The 15,803-nt window shown below is 54.0% G+C and carries 14 protein-coding genes; 6 read left to right on the top strand and 8 right to left on the bottom strand.

All coding sequences use genetic code 11. The features are described from left to right. Positions 1-176: 176 nt before the first annotated feature. On the bottom strand, positions 177-1,256 hold the full coding sequence (locus JF44_RS0101335; protein WP_033067149.1) for an alcohol dehydrogenase family protein: 1,080 nt from the start codon (positions 1,254-1,256) through the stop codon (positions 177-179). Between the two features lie 100 nt (positions 1,257-1,356). On the opposite strand from JF44_RS0101335, the gene JF44_RS0101340 reads away from it, so the two are divergent. Beyond that, positions 1,357-1,872 carry a TetR/AcrR family transcriptional regulator gene (locus tag JF44_RS0101340; protein WP_202901465.1) on the top strand — a complete coding sequence of 172 codons (516 nt, stop codon included), beginning with the start codon at positions 1,357-1,359 and terminating at the stop codon, positions 1,870-1,872. Positions 1,873-1,969: 97 nt separating this feature from the next. Here JF44_RS0101340 and accC read toward each other — a convergent pair whose 3' ends face one another. Continuing rightward, complete coding sequence (gene accC / locus JF44_RS0101345; protein ID WP_033067151.1) at positions 1,970-3,970, bottom strand: acetyl-CoA carboxylase biotin carboxylase subunit; 2,001 nt, start codon at positions 3,968-3,970, stop codon at positions 1,970-1,972. 29 nt (positions 3,971-3,999) lie between these two features. Then, the gene (locus JF44_RS0101350; RefSeq protein WP_033067152.1) at positions 4,000-5,532 is read right to left on the bottom strand and encodes an acyl-CoA carboxylase subunit beta; all 1,533 of its coding nucleotides are present in this window, start codon (positions 5,530-5,532) and stop codon (positions 4,000-4,002) included. Positions 5,533-5,873: 341 nt separating this feature from the next. Here JF44_RS0101350 and JF44_RS0101355 point away from each other — a divergent pair, with 341 nt between their 5' ends. Beyond that, entirely contained in the window at positions 5,874-6,836 is a 963-nt protein-coding gene (locus tag JF44_RS0101355; protein WP_238318346.1) for an ABC transporter ATP-binding protein, read from the top strand. A gap of 39 nt (positions 6,837-6,875) precedes the next feature. Here JF44_RS0101355 and JF44_RS19780 read toward each other — a convergent pair whose 3' ends face one another. Both JF44_RS19780 and JF44_RS0101365 read right to left on the bottom strand, forming a co-directional pair. After that, the gene (locus JF44_RS19780; RefSeq protein WP_156111553.1) at positions 6,876-8,780 is read right to left on the bottom strand and encodes a sensor domain-containing protein; all 1,905 of its coding nucleotides are present in this window, start codon (positions 8,778-8,780) and stop codon (positions 6,876-6,878) included. A gap of 342 nt (positions 8,781-9,122) precedes the next feature. Next, complete coding sequence (locus tag JF44_RS0101365; protein ID WP_033067216.1) at positions 9,123-9,836, bottom strand: ATP12 family chaperone protein; 714 nt, start codon at positions 9,834-9,836, stop codon at positions 9,123-9,125. Between the two features lie 272 nt (positions 9,837-10,108). On the opposite strand from JF44_RS0101365, the gene JF44_RS0101370 reads away from it, so the two are divergent. From JF44_RS0101370 to JF44_RS0101380, 3 genes are all read left to right on the top strand, one after another. Further along, a complete protein-coding gene (locus tag JF44_RS0101370) occupies positions 10,109-11,131 on the top strand; it encodes an ABC transporter substrate-binding protein (protein ID WP_033067154.1) in 1,023 nt (340 codons plus the stop codon). A 96-nt stretch (positions 11,132-11,227) separates the two neighbouring features. Beyond that, positions 11,228-12,013, top strand: a complete 786-nt coding sequence (locus tag JF44_RS0101375) for an ABC transporter ATP-binding protein (protein ID WP_033067155.1) — start codon at positions 11,228-11,230, stop codon at positions 12,011-12,013. Between the two features lie 21 nt (positions 12,014-12,034). Next, positions 12,035-12,805, top strand: coding sequence for an ABC transporter permease (locus tag JF44_RS0101380; RefSeq protein ID WP_033067156.1), 771 nt, complete (start codon positions 12,035-12,037; stop codon positions 12,803-12,805). Positions 12,806-12,881: 76 nt separating this feature from the next. Here JF44_RS0101380 and JF44_RS0101385 read toward each other — a convergent pair whose 3' ends face one another. Next, positions 12,882-13,715 carry a dienelactone hydrolase family protein gene (locus JF44_RS0101385; RefSeq protein WP_033067157.1) on the bottom strand — a complete coding sequence of 278 codons (834 nt, stop codon included), beginning with the start codon at positions 13,713-13,715 and terminating at the stop codon, positions 12,882-12,884. A gap of 281 nt (positions 13,716-13,996) precedes the next feature. Between JF44_RS0101385 and JF44_RS0101390 the strand changes: the two genes are divergently transcribed. Continuing rightward, positions 13,997-14,611, top strand: coding sequence for an HAD family hydrolase (locus JF44_RS0101390; protein ID WP_081944296.1), 615 nt, complete (start codon positions 13,997-13,999; stop codon positions 14,609-14,611). Here JF44_RS0101390 and JF44_RS0101395 read toward each other — a convergent pair whose 3' ends face one another. Together JF44_RS0101395 and JF44_RS0101400 are read right to left on the bottom strand one after the other, a co-directional pair. Further along, positions 14,612-15,082 (bottom strand): SRPBCC domain-containing protein, encoded by a 471-nt coding sequence (locus JF44_RS0101395; protein WP_033067158.1) that lies wholly within the window; start codon positions 15,080-15,082, stop codon positions 14,612-14,614. Next, entirely contained in the window at positions 15,072-15,770 is a 699-nt protein-coding gene (locus JF44_RS0101400; protein WP_033067159.1) for an HAD-IA family hydrolase, read from the bottom strand. The genes JF44_RS0101395 and JF44_RS0101400 overlap by 11 nt, the downstream gene beginning before the upstream one ends. Positions 15,771-15,803 lie beyond the last annotated feature (33 nt).

The following is a 15,803-nucleotide window of genomic DNA, read 5'->3' on the forward strand; positions in this document are numbered from 1 at the left end:
CCTCGATCAATGAGCTTATTGCAGCGCAAACCTGCCGTAAAGCCCCGTTCTTTGTATTTAATATGCGTGACCATCGTTCGAAAGGGGTTGAAATATGATCACCATCGACCAGACACAAAACGGCACCGGCAAGAAACATCACCGGTGCCGCAGATTTTGCCGTCACGTCAAAAAATTCAATCCGCAACCTGAATGCCGATCTTGCCGATGAATGATTTGGCAAGGAAGCGTTCCTGTGCAGCGTGAAGATCACGCAGAGCATAGGTTTCCGCAATTACCGGTCTGATTTCGCCCTTTTCGATATAACGCACAAGATCGGTAAATACATTTGCCGGCTGATAGCAGCAGCCATAGAAGGACAAATCCCGCAGATACAAGGTCCTGAGATCCAGTTCGACAATCGGCCCGGCAATCGCACCAGCGGTAACGTAACGACCACCAACCCGCAGCCCTTCGATCAGGTCGGGCCAGCGCGGACCACCGACCAGATCGATGATGACATCAAAGGACTGCGCCGGGATACCGTCATTGCGGCCCAGAGTATCATCTGCGCCAAGGGCCTTGACCTCGGCCGATTTTTCCGGGCTGGTCACTGCCGTTACATGCGCACCGCGACGCTTGGCAAGCTGGATCGCAGCCGAGCCAACACCGCCTGACGCGCCGGTGATCAAAACACGTTCCGCCCCCAGCGAAACACGCTGGATCATGCCTTCGGCAGTGGAAAAGGCACAGGGGAAAGAGGCCAGCTCTACATCCGAAAGCAGGGAATTCACGGTGATGGCATCGCTGGCATTGGTGGCCATAAACTGGGCAAAAGCGCCATCCTGTTCAGAGCCGAGCGTCAAGGTGTAAAAGGCACCATCTTCGGTTTCACGCGGCTGCAGGGTCCGGACCATGACGCGCTCTCCAAGGCGGCCTTCCGACACACCTTCGCCGACAGCAACAATTTCACCTGCGCAATCAGCACCCTGAATGCGCGGGAATTGCAAGGGTGTACCGCTCCAGCTGCCGTCTTTGGATGCCTTGTCATCAAATCCGGTGACTGCACCGGACTGGGTATCCCCCCGCACGGATTTTGAATACCAGCCGATGCGGGTGTTGATATCGGTATTGTTGACCGATGCCGCACCAACGCGAATAAGCACCTCGCCCTTGGCCGGTTTCGACACCGGCAGGTCTTCGCGCCATTCAAGACGTTCCAGACCACCATGACCTGTCAATACCATGCCATGCATCGTTTCGGGCAGTTCGGTCATCAGAATCTCCTTGGGCCAAATACAGGTAAAACGGTTGTTCTACTTGCGGAGGTAAAGGAAATGTTCTACTTCGTCAAGCATGACAAGCAAACCAAACACCATGGACAAGATTGCCGCCGGTCTGGAACGCGCCTTTGCGACCGACGGATTTGCCAATCCCAGTGTGGATGACCTGCGTGATGCAGCGGATGTCAGTCTGCGGACGCTTTATAAATACGTCCCATCGCGTAGCGAGATGATGCAAGCGGCCCTTGAACACCGCCACCAGCGGTATATGACCATGTTGTTTGATGGTTTGACGCCCCGTGGTGGCGCTGCGTTTAACGACATTATTGATCGGATCGCAGTCTGGATGCGGACCGAAGCATCACATGGCTGCCTGTTTCATGCCGCAGTTGCTGCGGCCCCCGACGATCAGGCCTTGCGGGCATTGCTTGAAAAAAACAAAAACGATGTCGCTGCCAAAACCGCCCAAATCACCGGGCTTGACGGTGCAGAAGTCGAAATTTCGATCATTCTTGATGGCCTCACGCAAAGCTGGCCGCTTTATGGTGATCAGGCAACCGCCGGGGCAAAACGCCTGGCCAAGATCCTTGCACAGGATAATGCCCTTTAGGGCCCGTCACCGCGTGACAAAGCCCCTAAAAGAACAAGGGGCGTGAATGGATCACGCCCCCGTTTATTTTCAGGTCATCCTGCATCAAGGCAGATAATCATTCGTCTTTTTCGAACTCGATGATGATGGCATCAACCGAGAGGTTTGCACCCTGTTCGGCGTGGATTTTTTTGACCACGCCTTTGCTTTCGCATTTAAGGACGTTTTCCATTTTCATGGCTTCAAGGATGCAAAGCTCCTCGCCCGGCTGGACGGTCTGGCCTTCTTCGACCGAGACCTTGACCAGCAAGCCCGGCATGGGCGAAAGCAGGAAGTTCGACATATCCGGCGGGGCCTTGAACGGCATCAGTTTTTGCAATTCGGCGACACGCGGCAGCATCACCTTGAAGCTGCGCTGAATGCCATTGGCCGACAGGCGGAAACCGACCCCTTCAAGGTCGATCTGCACACAGACCGGCGCCCCGTCGATTTCACCGACAAACATCGGATCGCCGATTTTCCAGTCCGAGACCACGCCATAGCTGCGATCACCGATGGCGACAATGTAATCGCCGTTAACACCATCAAACTCGATATCAAACGGGGTATGCTCATCGCCACATACCGCCACCCAGCTTTCGGATATTTCCAGCGGATGGTCGCTGACCTGGCCGGTGATGCCGGAATTGCGTTCGACGTAACGCTGATTGAGATAAGCCGCGACCACGATCAGGGTTGATGGATCATCATTTGGCAGATCATCGGCCGAGAAACCATCGGGGTATTCTTCGGCGATGAAGTTGGTGGTGATGTTGCCATCCTGAAAACGCTTGTTGGCCATGACAGCCGCCAAAAACGGGATATTGTGCGAGATGCCGCGAATGTAATAGGCATCAAGGGCGCGCCGCATTTCACCAATCGCCTGATCGCGGGTTTCGCCATAGGTGATCAATTTCGCGACCATCGGGTCATAGAACATCGAAATTTCGCCGCCTTCATAGACGCCGGTATCAACACGCACGGTATCTGATTCTTCTGGCGGCTGATAACGCACCAAACGCCCGGTTGATGGCAGGAATTCGCGGAACGGGTCTTCGGCATAGATGCGGGTTTCCATTGCCCAGCCGGTGAGTTTGACGTCATCCTGCTTAAGGGTCAGTTTCTCGCCATCGGCGATCTTGATCATCCATTCGACAAGATCCTGGCCGGTGACAAGTTCAGTCACCGGGTGTTCGACCTGCAGGCGGGTGTTCATTTCAAGGAAGTAGAAGTTCTTGTCCTTATCGACAATAAATTCCACGGTGCCCGCCGAGCAATAATCAACCGCACGCGCCAGTGCCACGGCCTGTTCGCCCATCGCCTTACGCGTTTCGGGATCGATAAAGGGGGATGGGGCTTCTTCAACGACCTTTTGATGACGGCGCTGAATGGAGCATTCGCGTTCGCCAAGATAGATCGCGTTACCGTGCTTGTCGGCCAGCACCTGAATTTCGATGTGGCGCGGTTCTTCGACGAATTTTTCAACAAAGACACGGTCATCGCCAAAGGAGCTTGCGGCTTCTGACGTAGCACGTTCGAACCCTTCGCGGCATTCGGCGTCATTGCGCGCAATGCGCATGCCCTTGCCGCCACCGCCAGCGGATGCTTTGAGCATCACCGGATAGCCGATATCGTTGGCGATCTTGACCGCCTCGTCGGTATCCTTGATCACGCCCATATAGCCCGGAACGGTCGAAACACCCGCATCAGCGGCAATCTTTTTTGAGGTGATCTTGTCGCCCATGGCGGCAATCGCACCATTCGGCGGGCCGATGAAGGCAATACCAGCGGCATCAAGGGCCTTGGCGAAGGCCTGATTTTCCGACAGGAAGCCATAGCCCGGATGGACGGCCTCGGCCCCGGTGGATTTACAGGCCGCGATGATGTTTTCAATGATCAGGTAGGACTGATTCGACGGCGCCGGACCGATATGAACGGCCTCGTCGGCCATCTGGACATGAAGGGCGGCCTTGTCGGCATCGGAATAGACCGCAACGGTCTTAATGCCCATTTTCTTGGCTGATTTGATCACACGGCAGGCAATTTCACCGCGGTTGGCAATCAGGATTTTGCTAAACATTTTTGTATCTCCCAATTTGTCTTGGCGGCTTACAACGGAATGTTGCCGTGTTTCTTTTCAGGGTTCTTGATGTCCTTGTTGCGCAGCATGCCAAGCGCCTTGCAAACGCGGCGGCGTGTGCCGTGCGGCATGATGACATCATCAATGAATCCCTTGCGGCCCGCGACAAACGGGTTGGCGAATTTTTCGCGATATTCTTCGGTGCGGGCTTCGATCTTTGCCGGATCGTTCATATCCGCCCGGAAGATGATTTCCACAGCGCCCTTGGGCCCCATCACCGCAATTTCGGCGGTCGGCCAGGCATAGTTGACATCACCGCGCAGATGTTTGGACGCCATCACATCATAGGCCCCACCGTAGGCCTTGCGCGTGATCACGGTGACCTTGGGCACGGTGGCCTCGGCATAGGCGTAAAGCAGTTTGGCACCATGTTTGATGATGCCGCCATATTCCTGTGCGGTGCCCGGCATGAAGCCCGGCACATCAACAAAGGTGACAATCGGAATGTTATAGGCATCACAGAAACGCACAAAGCGCGCGGCCTTTTTGGAACTGTCGATATCAAGGCAACCGGCCAGCACCATCGGTTGGTTGGCGACGACACCAACGGTGCGGCCATCCATGCGCGCCATGCCGATAATGATGTTTTTGGCGTAATCTGGCTGCACTTCAAAGAAGTCGCCCTCGTCCACGACCTTGGTGATCAGTTCCTTCATGTCATAGGGCATGTTGGGATTTTCTGGCACCAGGGTATCGAGCGAGAAATCATCACGCGTAATGGAATCCTCGCACAGATGTGCGGGCGGGTCTTCCTTGTTACACAGTGGCAGGAAATCCATGAAGCGGCGTGTCTGCAACAGCAGATCGACATCATTGTCAAAGGCCAGGTCAGCAACACCGGAAACGCTGGTGTGGGTCGATGCCCCGCCCAGCTGTTCGTGGGTGACTTCTTCGTGGGTCACGGTTTTGACCACGTCAGGACCGGTCACGAACATATAGGAGCTGTCCTTGACCATGAAGATGAAGTCGGTCATGGCCGGGCTATAGACTGCGCCACCGGCACAAGGCCCCATGATCAGCGAAATCTGCGGAATGACGCCGGAGGCCTCGACATTGCGTTGAAACACATCGGCATAACCAGCCAGACTTTCGACACCTTCCTGAATGCGCGCCCCGCCCGAATCATTGATCCCGATCACCGGTGCGCCGACCTTCATCGCCTGATCCATGATCTTGCCGATCTTGCGGGCGTGTGCGCCTGAAAGTGCGCCGCCGAAAACGGTGAAATCTTGCGAGAAGACAAACACCAGACGGCCATTGATTGTGCCGTGGCCGGTGACGACACCATCACCGGGAATGCGGTTTTCGGTCATGCCGAAATCAACACAATCATGTTCGACAAACATGTCCCATTCTTCGAAGGAGCCTTCATCAAGCAACACATCCAGGCGTTCGCGCGCGGTGAGCTTGCCTTTTTTGTGCTGATTATCAATGCGCCGCTGACCACCGCCCATGGCAGCTTCAGCGCGCTTCGCTTCGAGTTTGGCGACAATATCTTGCATGTTGGGTTTCCTCGCTGTGATCGGCCGTTTGGCACATTTCGCCCAATGTGCGCGTCCTGAGAATGAAATAGCATTATTCGGTACTGGAATGCCAATTATTTTTACAGTTCCAAGACTCCCCCAGAATAAGCCTTAAAGGCCTGATTTCCCTAACGTCATTGCGTCATATGCAGATAGAATGAACTAAAGTCTAGCGACCTTGCACAACCGTAGCGCTTGCGGATCAATTGGGCGCGGGGTGCGTTGCGTTATTGATACAATTAAGAAACCAACCACTGCCGCATGAATTTTTACGACCCGAACCACAAACGCCATATCGCCACAACCATTTGAGCATCATGATGAAATTGGCCCCACGCACCCCCGAACGTACTGGTGATGATCGCCCGGCATCCTCGCTTTGGGGGTATATCTGGCGCATGAGCGGCTGGCATCAGGTTGTCGTTTGTGGTCTGGCAGTGATTGTTGCTGCCCTTGGCATTGCGCCGATCGAACTGCAACGCCGGATTGTCGATGACGCCATCACCCCGCAGAATCTTGACCTTCTGATGACACTGGCCGCGCTTTATCTGGGGCTGATTGTTGCGCATGGGGTGATCAAATTCGTGCTGCGCATGTATGAAGGGTGGCTCAGCGAAAGTGCGATCCAATATAACCGTAAACATCTGTCGCGCCTGCATGCACACAATCAGACCGGGGACGGCAATGAAAGCAACGGACGCGCGGTTTCGATCATCGGGTCGGAGATAGAAAAGCTGGGCGGGTTCGTTGGCGATGGCCTGTCACAGCCCGTCGTCAATAGCGGCATGTTGATCTTTGGCCTGGGCTATATGATCAGTGTTGAACCGATGATCGGATTGATCGGGGTTGCGGCCCTGATCCCGCAGGTGGCCCTGGTGCCGGTCATTCAAAAACGCATCAACGCCCTGATCGAGGCACGGGTTGAAAAGATGCGCGCGGTCAGCGATGACCTGTCCGAACTGTCCCCCGAGGATCAGGATGATGATCTTTTGCGCCCGATCAATGACGGCATATCGGGCCTGTTTGACAATCGGATGCGATTGTTTTTGTTCAAGTTCGCGATGAAGTCGCTGGTGAACTTCCTGAATGCACTTGCACCGGTTTGCGTATTGTTTATCGGCGGGTATCTGGTGATCGAAGGCCAGACATCGGTGGGGATTATTGTGGCGTTTATTTCCGGGTTTGACCGGATGTCATCGCCCATGCGGGAGTTACTGTCTTATTACCGGGTCGCAGCACAGGCGAGCGTTCAACACAAAATGATTGCGCGCTGGATGCAGTAAGAAACCGCCCCCATTCAGATTGCCATCGCGGCCGGGGCGCTATTTGCATGGTTTTGCGTTAAAGCGCCCACATAGTTCCGGTGCAAGGGCCCCGCATTCCACGACCTCGCCTTCGGCGTAATAGCAATATCGATTACGACCGCAGTTTTTGGCGCGGTAGAGCGCCTTGTCTGCATCCCGGTATATTATTTCAGAATTGCTTTCGCGGTTGCGACAGGTCGAAATGCCAATACTGACACCGACGTGAACCTCGATGCCATCAATCATGTGCGGTTTTGAGATTTCATCAATGATCCGCTTTGCGGGAATGGCGGCCTTGGTGACATCATCAATCAATGGCAACACCACTGCAAACTCATCCCCGCCCAGCCGCGCAACCACATCGGCATCGCGACAATTGGCTTTGAGGATGTCGGCAACACGCACCAAAAGCTTGTCCCCCACCGGATGACCGAATGTATCGTTGACCTTTTTGAAACGATCGAGGTCAAGCAACAACAATACGATTTTTTTCTTGGACCGCTGGTTCATTCGCAGAATTTGGGACAGCATCGTGTTGAAGTGATGCCGGTTGGACAGACCTGTCAATTGGTCGGTCTGTGCAAGGCGGCGAATTTCGGTTTCAATCGTTTTGGAGGGTGTAACATCGGTATGGGTTCCGGACATGCGCAGGGGTTTGCCATCCTCATCCCATTGCACGACCATGCCGCGATCAAGCACCCAGACCCAATGCCCGTCCTTGTGGCGCATCCGGCATTCACATTCGTAGTAGTCATCTTGCCTATCAAAGACGCGTTGCAGGCGCTCATTTGATGCGCCCAGATCATCCGGATGGCAATATGCCGTCCATGTTTCGATGCTGGTTGGCGCAATCTCTGCAAGGGAATAGCCAATAATTTCCGCCCAGCGTTCGTTAAAGCGGGTTTCCCCGGTTTGCACATTCCATTCCCACGTTCCGGCGTTGGTGCCCCAGATGATTTCATTCAGACGCCGACGTTCTTCTGCAAGTTTCTGATTGGCATCGGTCAGTTGCTGTTCGAAGGCCTTGCGTTCGGTAATATCAAAATTGGTCGAATGGATAAGTTTGCGTTCCTGCAGTTCGAGCAGGCAGGAATGGATCAGGATATCGCGAATACCCCCATTGCCCAGCCGATGGCGGACGGTAAAGGATGCAGTGCCGTTTTCAAGCACGGCATCAATGTTTTTCCTGACAGGGGTACCGCCCTTTACATTGAGATCAAGGATGCTGCGCCCGATCAGATCATTATCAGGAAAATCATAGAAGGCCACGGCAGCGTCACTGGCGTCGACAATCCGGCCATCTTGCGGATCAATCAGCAAGTTAACAGCCGTGGTGTTCTTGAACATCCGTCGATAGAGCATTTCACGCTCGTTCAGCGCGACTTCAGCCTGTTTGATTTTGGTGATGTCGGCAAAGGACACAATAACCCCGTCAAACGCACCAGTTTTCTCGTCAAACAAAGGTTCTGCATTGATGCGGATCCAGGCAAGGTCGCCGTCGGGACGATTGACCCCCATAACCACGCCATACTGGCGTTGTTTTGTCGCCAACACGACAGCAGCAGGGTGTTCTCCCCCCGGGAAAGGCGACCCATCACTGCGCACACAGCTCCAGCACGGATCAATTGGTCTGACGCCGGTAAGTTCTTCTGCACTGAGTGCCAGTATTCGAAGCGCGGCCGGGTTAAACTCAACAACTGCGCCCGTCGCGTCATGCACAACAACACCTTCGGCCACGGCACCAAGCAATCGCTCATAACGACTGCCTGCAGTCGAAGCCATGTTCGCAAGCGATGCAGGCTCTAGCGGTGCGACATCATCGGCAAAAGCTTCGTTGGCAGTGTCGTCAGACATGCCCCTTAAAACCATAGTCGCCGTGAGTTCTTCTGCCAGATCGGGTTGATACTTTGCAGCTTTACGCATTTTACGCCTTGATTCATCTTGCGATGCGACAAGCTGCTTTTGCAACACGTCACGACAATTGACTGGGAATCACTATACGATATCTATAAACACACAATACATTAGTATAATATGTTTAGCGGAATTGTAATCGCATGCAAAGCAGTTTCGACAAGTGAAAATGCGGGCCGGACAAAACGATTGGCCAAGCAATTGAAAAACAAAGGATACAATTGCTCATATTATTCCAAGGTAGCAGAGATATAACTCGTCTTTTGAAGGGAACGGCATTCCCAAAACAAAAAAGGAGCAGTTTCCTGCCCCTTTTTGCAAAATCTCGATACCTCTGACACTCGACGATTATCAGCCAAGCAAGCCAAGATACCGTGCTGCTGCAAGCAACTCTGCCTTGTGACGTTCACGACGCGCCAGCGCCTCGTCGTCCTTGCCCCATTTTTCCATCGAATATTCTTCATCAAGCATGGCGCATTCAAATGCCTTCTCGGCACTGATATGCTGCTTCATGACGGCAAGCCCGATGACTACGGACCCTGATATCGTTGTCAGGCTGTGAAGGGCGGTCAGGTAATAATCGTCGAATGCGTCGATATGTTCCTGCAAACGCAGCAGCGATTGTTCGTCCTGGGTGACGGGCATAACGCCTTCGGTCACCAGCAGCGCAACACCAAGGTCGCGTTCGGCCCAATCAAGTAGCGGCTGCCATGCCTTGGCCTGACGTTCGATCAGGTCTTCGGGGAAGGATGCGCGATAGCACAACAGATCAGACCGACCATAGCCAGTCAGTTCAGCAACAACGACGGAGCGGTTTGGCCGCACACGGTCAATGGCGGTCGCTGCAAGCTGCATGATCGGCATGGTCGAAGGCTGGATTTTCTCGCCCTGGGCATCCCATTCACGGGCAATTTCGCCTGCCAGCACGTCTGACGGCAGCACAAAGTCGGCCTTTGCCGGGGTTTTCACCGCACGACCATCCAGAAGCACACGCCAGCCAGCCCCGCTGTCATCGGCACTGGCTTCGGCCTTTTTATAGAAACGTTTGATTGATTGTGTAAGCATGACCGCCATATGCCCAAAACGGGCGCGTCACGCAAGAGTTTTGCCAGATAAAGAATGCCAAATGGGCGATTATCAAGATTATCTGTATAATTTTTGATCAATTTAACCCATTGACCAAATAGTAAACACCTCTACTCTGCTCGGCGAAGATTGCAAAACCGCGACAAAGCGGGCGCATCAGCCAGATGGCACGACCATTGCTAACTGCGCATTGAATTATAATCGGTGGCCGGATTGTAAATACAGTCCGAAATCAGGAGGCTTCTTTAAACATGACCAAGCTTACAAACCGACTTTTAGGTGCCGCAGTTGGTGCGGCCGTTGCCCTTGGCGCACAAGCAGCCATGGCAGAAATGGCGATCAAATTTTCGCTCGACTGGAAATTTGAAGGTCCGGCCGCGCCGTATCTTCTGGCCAAGAAGAACGGCTACTTCGAGGAAGAAGGCCTTGATGTGACGATTGACTCGGGCAATGGTTCGGTCGGTGCGATCACGCGCGTTGCCAGTGGCGCCTACGATGTCTCACTTGCCGACATCAACTCGCTTGTCGAATTCAACGCATCGAACCCTGATCGTGCCATGAAGTCGATCTTCATGGTCTATGACCGCCCGCCTTTCGCGCTGTTCATGAAAAAGGATTCCGGCATCACCAAGCCAGAAGATCTGGTTGGCAAAACCCTTGGCGCACCGGTCTTTGATGCGTCACGCAAGCTGTATCCGGCCTTTGCATCGGCAACTGGTCTGGAGTTGGATGCGGTAACCTGGGAAAGCATGGACCCGCCGCTGCGTGAACCAATGCTGGTGCGCGGTGATGTGGATGCGATTTCCGGTCACTATTTCACCTCGATCCTGAACCTGCAGGCACAAGGCCTTGCCAAGGATGACCTGACCGTTTTCATGTATAAGGATTACGGCATGGACTTTTATGGCAATGGCCTTCTGGCATCGCCGGACATGATGGAAAACCACGCAGAAGAACTGCGCGGCTTCTTGCGCGGTGTTGTCAAAGGCTGGCGTGCAGCGATTGCTGATCCTGCTTCGGCGATCGCGGCGCTGAAGGAAGTTGACCCGCTGATCAACCCCGACCTTGAATTGCAGCGCCTGCAGATGGCGATTGATGAAAATGTCGTCACCCCGGACACCATCGAAAACGGCATGGGCCTTGTAAAGACCGACCGCATGGCAAAGGCCATCGATCAGGTAGCACTGGCATTCGGTTTTGAAAACAAACCAACTGTTGGCGATGTCTTCACCGACATATTCATGCCCGGCGCAGAAGACCGCAAAATCAAGTAAGTCATCTTGATATCCGGGGCGGTCAATCCGCCCCGGATCATTTTCGCCCGATCAAGAACAAAAATCCGAAACGGACAGGCAGGGGGACCAACCGCAGTGTCGAAGAGCTTCGTCGAACTTAATAACGTCAAGCTTCGCTATAGCGAAGACGATGAGCTGGCGCTTGAAACCACCAACATGAAGATCAAAAAAGGCGAATTCATCGCTGTTGTCGGGCCATCAGGCTGCGGCAAATCTTCTTTGCTGAAACTGGTTTCGGGCCTGATGCCCCCTTCTGAAGGGTCTGTCATCGTTGATGATCAGGAAGTCACCGGGCCGCTCAAGATCGTTGGCATGGCGTTTCAGAACCCCACACTTCTGCCATGGCGCACAACGCTTGATAACGTCTTGCTGCCGATGGAAATCGTCAAGCCGCACCGCCACCGCCTGCGCAAGCATCGCGCCGAATACGAGGAACGTGCGCGCAAGCTTTTAGCGACCGTTGGCCTTGAGGGCCACGAAGACAAATATCCGTGGGAGCTTTCAGGCGGCATGCAACAACGCGCATCGCTGTGCCGGTCACTGATCCACGAACCCGATCTTTTGATGCTTGATGAACCGTTCGGTGCCCTTGATGCCTTCACCCGTGAAGAGCTGTGGGACATTTTGCAGAACCTTTGGATGATCAAGCCGTTTACCGTTATTCTGGTCACCCATGACCTGCGTGAGGCGGCCTACCTTGCCGACACGATTTATGTGATGAGCAAACGCCCGGGCAAGATTTTGGTGGAACGTGAAAACACCCTGCCCCGTCCACGGGATCAGGAAACCACCTTTACCCAACCGTTCACCGATCTTGTCCACGAATTGCGCAATCAAATTCGTGACGTGCGCGAAACTTAAAGGGGGCTTGCGGATATCATCATGAAAAAGAAAACAAACCTTTCCAAAGCAACCCCGTGGATCAGCGCCATTGCGCTGTTTGTACTGTGGGAATTGATTGTCCGGATTTTCAACATTCCGCCTTATGTGCTGCCGACCCCGTCAGAAAGCATCATTGTTGGCTGGCAGTTCCATGAAGCGATCTGGATGCATGCCTATCACACGCTTTATACGACGCTGGCGGGCTTTGCCATTGCCGTCGTGTTTGGCGTGGTTCTGGGCGCGTTGGTCGGATCAAGCCGGGCAATTTATGACGCAGCCAACCCGCTTCTGGTTGGTTTCAACTCGGTCCCCAAGGTCGCCCTTGTGCCGGTTTTGGTCATGTGGTTTGGCATCGGTACGGTGCCGGCCATCATTACAGCGTTTCTGATTTCGTTCTTTCCGATTGTGGTAAATGTCGCGACTGGCCTGGCGACACTGGAACCGGAACTGCGCGATGTGTTGCGGTCCCTTGGTGCAAAGCGCCTTGATATTCTGATCAAGGTCGGCTTCCCGCGCGCGATGCCGTATTTCTTTGCATCGCTTAAGGTGGCGATTACGCTGGCCTTTGTTGGCTCGGTCATTTCCGAGACCGTGGCATCGAACGTTGGTGTGGGATATCTGATGCTGTCGGCATCGTCGAAATTCAACATGCCGCTTGTCTTTGCCGGCCTTCTGGTGATCGCGGTGATGGGGATCGCGATGTATGAGATATTCAACGTGATTGAGCGCCGTTCGACCAAATGGGCCAATCGCGGCAATCAAAACACCTAAGGCACCTGCCCCAATCAAGACACCAAGAAGGCCGGGCAATTTTGCCCGGCCTTCTTCATTCCGGGTGCATCGAACGTTATGCTGATTTGTTCAGATGGTATTTAAAGAACGCCATGGTGCGTTCCCAAGCCAGTTGGGCATCTTCGCTGTCGTAGCGCCCACCGGTCGGATTGGCAAAGGCGTGATCGGCGTCATACCAATAGAACTTGTAAAGCGACTTGCCGGAAACGCGCAGGGATCGTTCGAACCCATCGACCATTTCCTTGTTGATCGATTTATCAAGGGTGCCGAAATGCCCCATAATCGGCGCGTTCAGGGTCGCAACCTGTTCCGGGGTCTTTTTGACATTACCGTAATAGATCACAGCCGCATCAACATCGGTCGCAAGGGCCGTGTTAAGCGACCAACCACCGCCAAAGCACCAACCGACCGAACCAACCTTGCCGGTTGAATCCTTGTGGTTGCGCAAGAATTCGACAGATGATTGCAGCTTGCGGGTCGCGACCACCGGATCCATGCCCGACATCAGCGCACGCGCCCCATCCGGCGTGGTTGCCGGTTCTTCGCCATACAGATCAACCGCAAGGGCAATATAACCTTGCTTGGCATATTCGGCAGCCACGGCACGGATGTGATCGTTAAGCCCCCACCATTCATGAATGAGGATCACCGTCGGGGCTGGAAGCGTTGCCGGCATGGCAATTTCGGCAACCATTTCATCGCCTTCGGGCGTGGTAATGGTCACCTTATCAAGTCCCATACCCGCCGCATGGGCCAGCATCGGGTCGGCAAGAATAACAGCAAGTGGCAGGGCAACAGCGCCCTTTAGAAACAGTCGGCGATCTTCATCGGTTGCCTTTGGCGGCGGACCGAGATGTTCGTGGGAGCCACATCCATCAAGCGTACACATGTTCTAGCCTCCTCGTATTCCTGTTTTTCGGAAGTTTCCGTATCAGCATCATTTGCGACGCCAGACCTTGTTGGCAAATGACAATATCGTCATTAACACCGTCACCAAAGATCATGCGCGCCGGTATTTCATTCCAGTTCCTGTACGATGCCGTTCACCACAAGGATCATGACAGCACGCTGTTCTGTCACCCAACTGCAGCTTGCGCGCGGGCACGTCAGCTGATTTAAGGGGCAGGTTCACAGCTATACGACGCCAACACCACAGCAGACGGAGATGACATGCGCGATATTGAAACGGTTCTGTTTGATCTTGGTGGCGTTCTGGTCGATTGGAACCCGCGTTACCTGTATCGCAAGATTTTCAAGGATGACGCCGAAATGGAGCGTTTTCTTGCCGAAGTGTGCCATCCGCACTGGAACCATCTTCATGATCAGGGGATGCTGAGCTTTTCCAATTCGATCCCGGATTTGCAGCACCGTTACCCGCATTATTTTGATCAGATCGCCGCGTGGAATGATCGTTGGCCGGAAATGCTTGGCGGGGCGATTGACCGCACGGTCGGCGTTCTTGAGGACCTTAAAAAGCGCAAAAAGGTCCGCCTTTTTGCCTTGACCAACTGGTCAGCAGAAACATGGCCCCTTGCACTGGAACGCTTTGGGTTCCTTGATCATTTTGAAGATATTCTGGTGTCCGGGCAGGAAAAGCTCGCCAAGCCTGATCCTCGTATTTTTGACCTGGCAGTCACACGGTTCAAGCTTGATCCGCGCGAAACCCTGTTTATTGATGACAGCGACCGCAATATCCAGCAGGCGCGTGAAATGGGGTTCATCACGCACTGGTTCCGCGACCCGGTCAAATTGCAGCGTGAATTGATCGAATACCGGCTGTTCTGATCAGCGCTTTTGACGCAGGTAATTGCCAAAGCATTCACCAAAGGCAAATTCCCAGCCCTTGAGATAGCCTTCCCGCAAGGCGGGGGCGATGTCGCCGACATTTTCCCAGGCCTTATGCTCAAGACGGACGACACAACGGCCAAAGTCGTTGAGATCAAACGATACTTCAACAAGGGTAAAGTCCCCGGCATTCCAACCGGGGTGCCAGGTAAAGGACAGATGTTCGCCGGGGTGCCAGCTTCGAACGCGACCCCACCGAATATCATCCTTACCCTTGACCCGTTCGATAATATCGCCGCCAACACCGGGCGTAAGTTCGACGCCACGGCAATCCTTTTTGGAGATCGAATGGCTGTCCGTCGGCCACCAATCACCAAAGCCCGTCGTGAATGCGTCAAACGCATCCTCGGGATCGATTGCCAAGGTCAGTTCGAACGTGATCGGTGCCAGATCAGGATTTTTATGCGGCATCACGGTCAATTTCCCAAATTTCATCAAGAACCGATGCCAACTCATCAAAATGGCTGATCACGGCATGGGCACCGGATTTATGCAGGGTGTCGACCTCATGATAGCCCCAATCAACACCAATGGCGATCATGCCAGCCGCACGGCCCATTTCGATATCATAGCTGGTATCGCCAACAATCACCGCATTGGGGGCATCAACACCGGTTTCCTCAAGGGCCGCAACCAGCATGGCCGGATTGGGCTTTGATGGGTGGTTGTCGCAGGTCTGAAGCGTGACAAAATGACTTTCAAGTTCATTGCGGGCCAGAACCGCATCCAGACCACGCCGCGCCTTGCCGGTCGCCACACCGCTTAGCCATTGGCGGCGATCAAGTTCACCAAGAACCTCGCGCACACCGGGGAACAGCGGTTCGTGGAAATCGGGGGTTTGGCGGAGCGTGAAGAAGGCGGTTTTATAGGCCGCAGTGACCGCATCAATCACATGGTTGTCAATCTGCGCCGGGCTTGCCAGTTTGGTAATGGCTTCGGGCAGGCTCAGACCAATGATGGTGCGGGTATTTTCAAGCCCCGGGCAATCAAGCCCGTGCTGCGCAAAGGCGTGATCCATGCAATGCGCAATGGCGTGCTGACTATCAACAAGTGTGCCGTCACAATCAAATACAACAAGTCTGAGCGGATCAGTGGTCATGTGGGGTCTTTCATCCGATTTTTGGGAAAGCGG

Source organism: Thalassospira australica (assembly GCF_000763295.1).
Classification (GTDB): Bacteria; Pseudomonadota; Alphaproteobacteria; order Rhodospirillales; family Thalassospiraceae; genus Thalassospira; species Thalassospira australica.

Bases quoted from the DNA above. Each gene is read 5' to 3' on its own strand.
- JF44_RS0101335 (WP_033067149.1), bottom strand. From the start codon at position 1,256: ATGACCGAACTGCCCGAAACGATGCATGGCATGGTATTGACAGGTCAT.
- JF44_RS0101340 (WP_202901465.1), top strand. From the start codon at position 1,357: ATGGACAAGATTGCCGCCGGTCTGGAACGCGCCTTTGCGACCGACGGA.
- accC (WP_033067151.1), bottom strand. From the start codon at position 3,970: ATGTTTAGCAAAATCCTGATTGCCAACCGCGGTGAAATTGCCTGCCGT.
- JF44_RS0101350 (WP_033067152.1), bottom strand. From the start codon at position 5,532: ATGCAAGATATTGTCGCCAAACTCGAAGCGAAGCGCGCTGAAGCTGCC.
- JF44_RS0101355 (WP_238318346.1), top strand. From the start codon at position 5,874: ATGAAATTGGCCCCACGCACCCCCGAACGTACTGGTGATGATCGCCCG.
- JF44_RS19780 (WP_156111553.1), bottom strand. From the start codon at position 8,780: ATGCGTAAAGCTGCAAAGTATCAACCCGATCTGGCAGAAGAACTCACG.
- JF44_RS0101365 (WP_033067216.1), bottom strand. From the start codon at position 9,836: ATGCTTACACAATCAATCAAACGTTTCTATAAAAAGGCCGAAGCCAGT.
- JF44_RS0101370 (WP_033067154.1), top strand. From the start codon at position 10,109: ATGACCAAGCTTACAAACCGACTTTTAGGTGCCGCAGTTGGTGCGGCC.
- JF44_RS0101380 (WP_033067156.1), top strand. From the start codon at position 12,035: ATGAAAAAGAAAACAAACCTTTCCAAAGCAACCCCGTGGATCAGCGCC.
- JF44_RS0101385 (WP_033067157.1), bottom strand. From the start codon at position 13,715: ATGTGTACGCTTGATGGATGTGGCTCCCACGAACATCTCGGTCCGCCG.
- JF44_RS0101390 (WP_081944296.1), top strand. From the start codon at position 13,997: ATGCGCGATATTGAAACGGTTCTGTTTGATCTTGGTGGCGTTCTGGTC.
- JF44_RS0101395 (WP_033067158.1), bottom strand. From the start codon at position 15,082: ATGCCGCATAAAAATCCTGATCTGGCACCGATCACGTTCGAACTGACC.
- JF44_RS0101400 (WP_033067159.1), bottom strand. From the start codon at position 15,770: ATGACCACTGATCCGCTCAGACTTGTTGTATTTGATTGTGACGGCACA.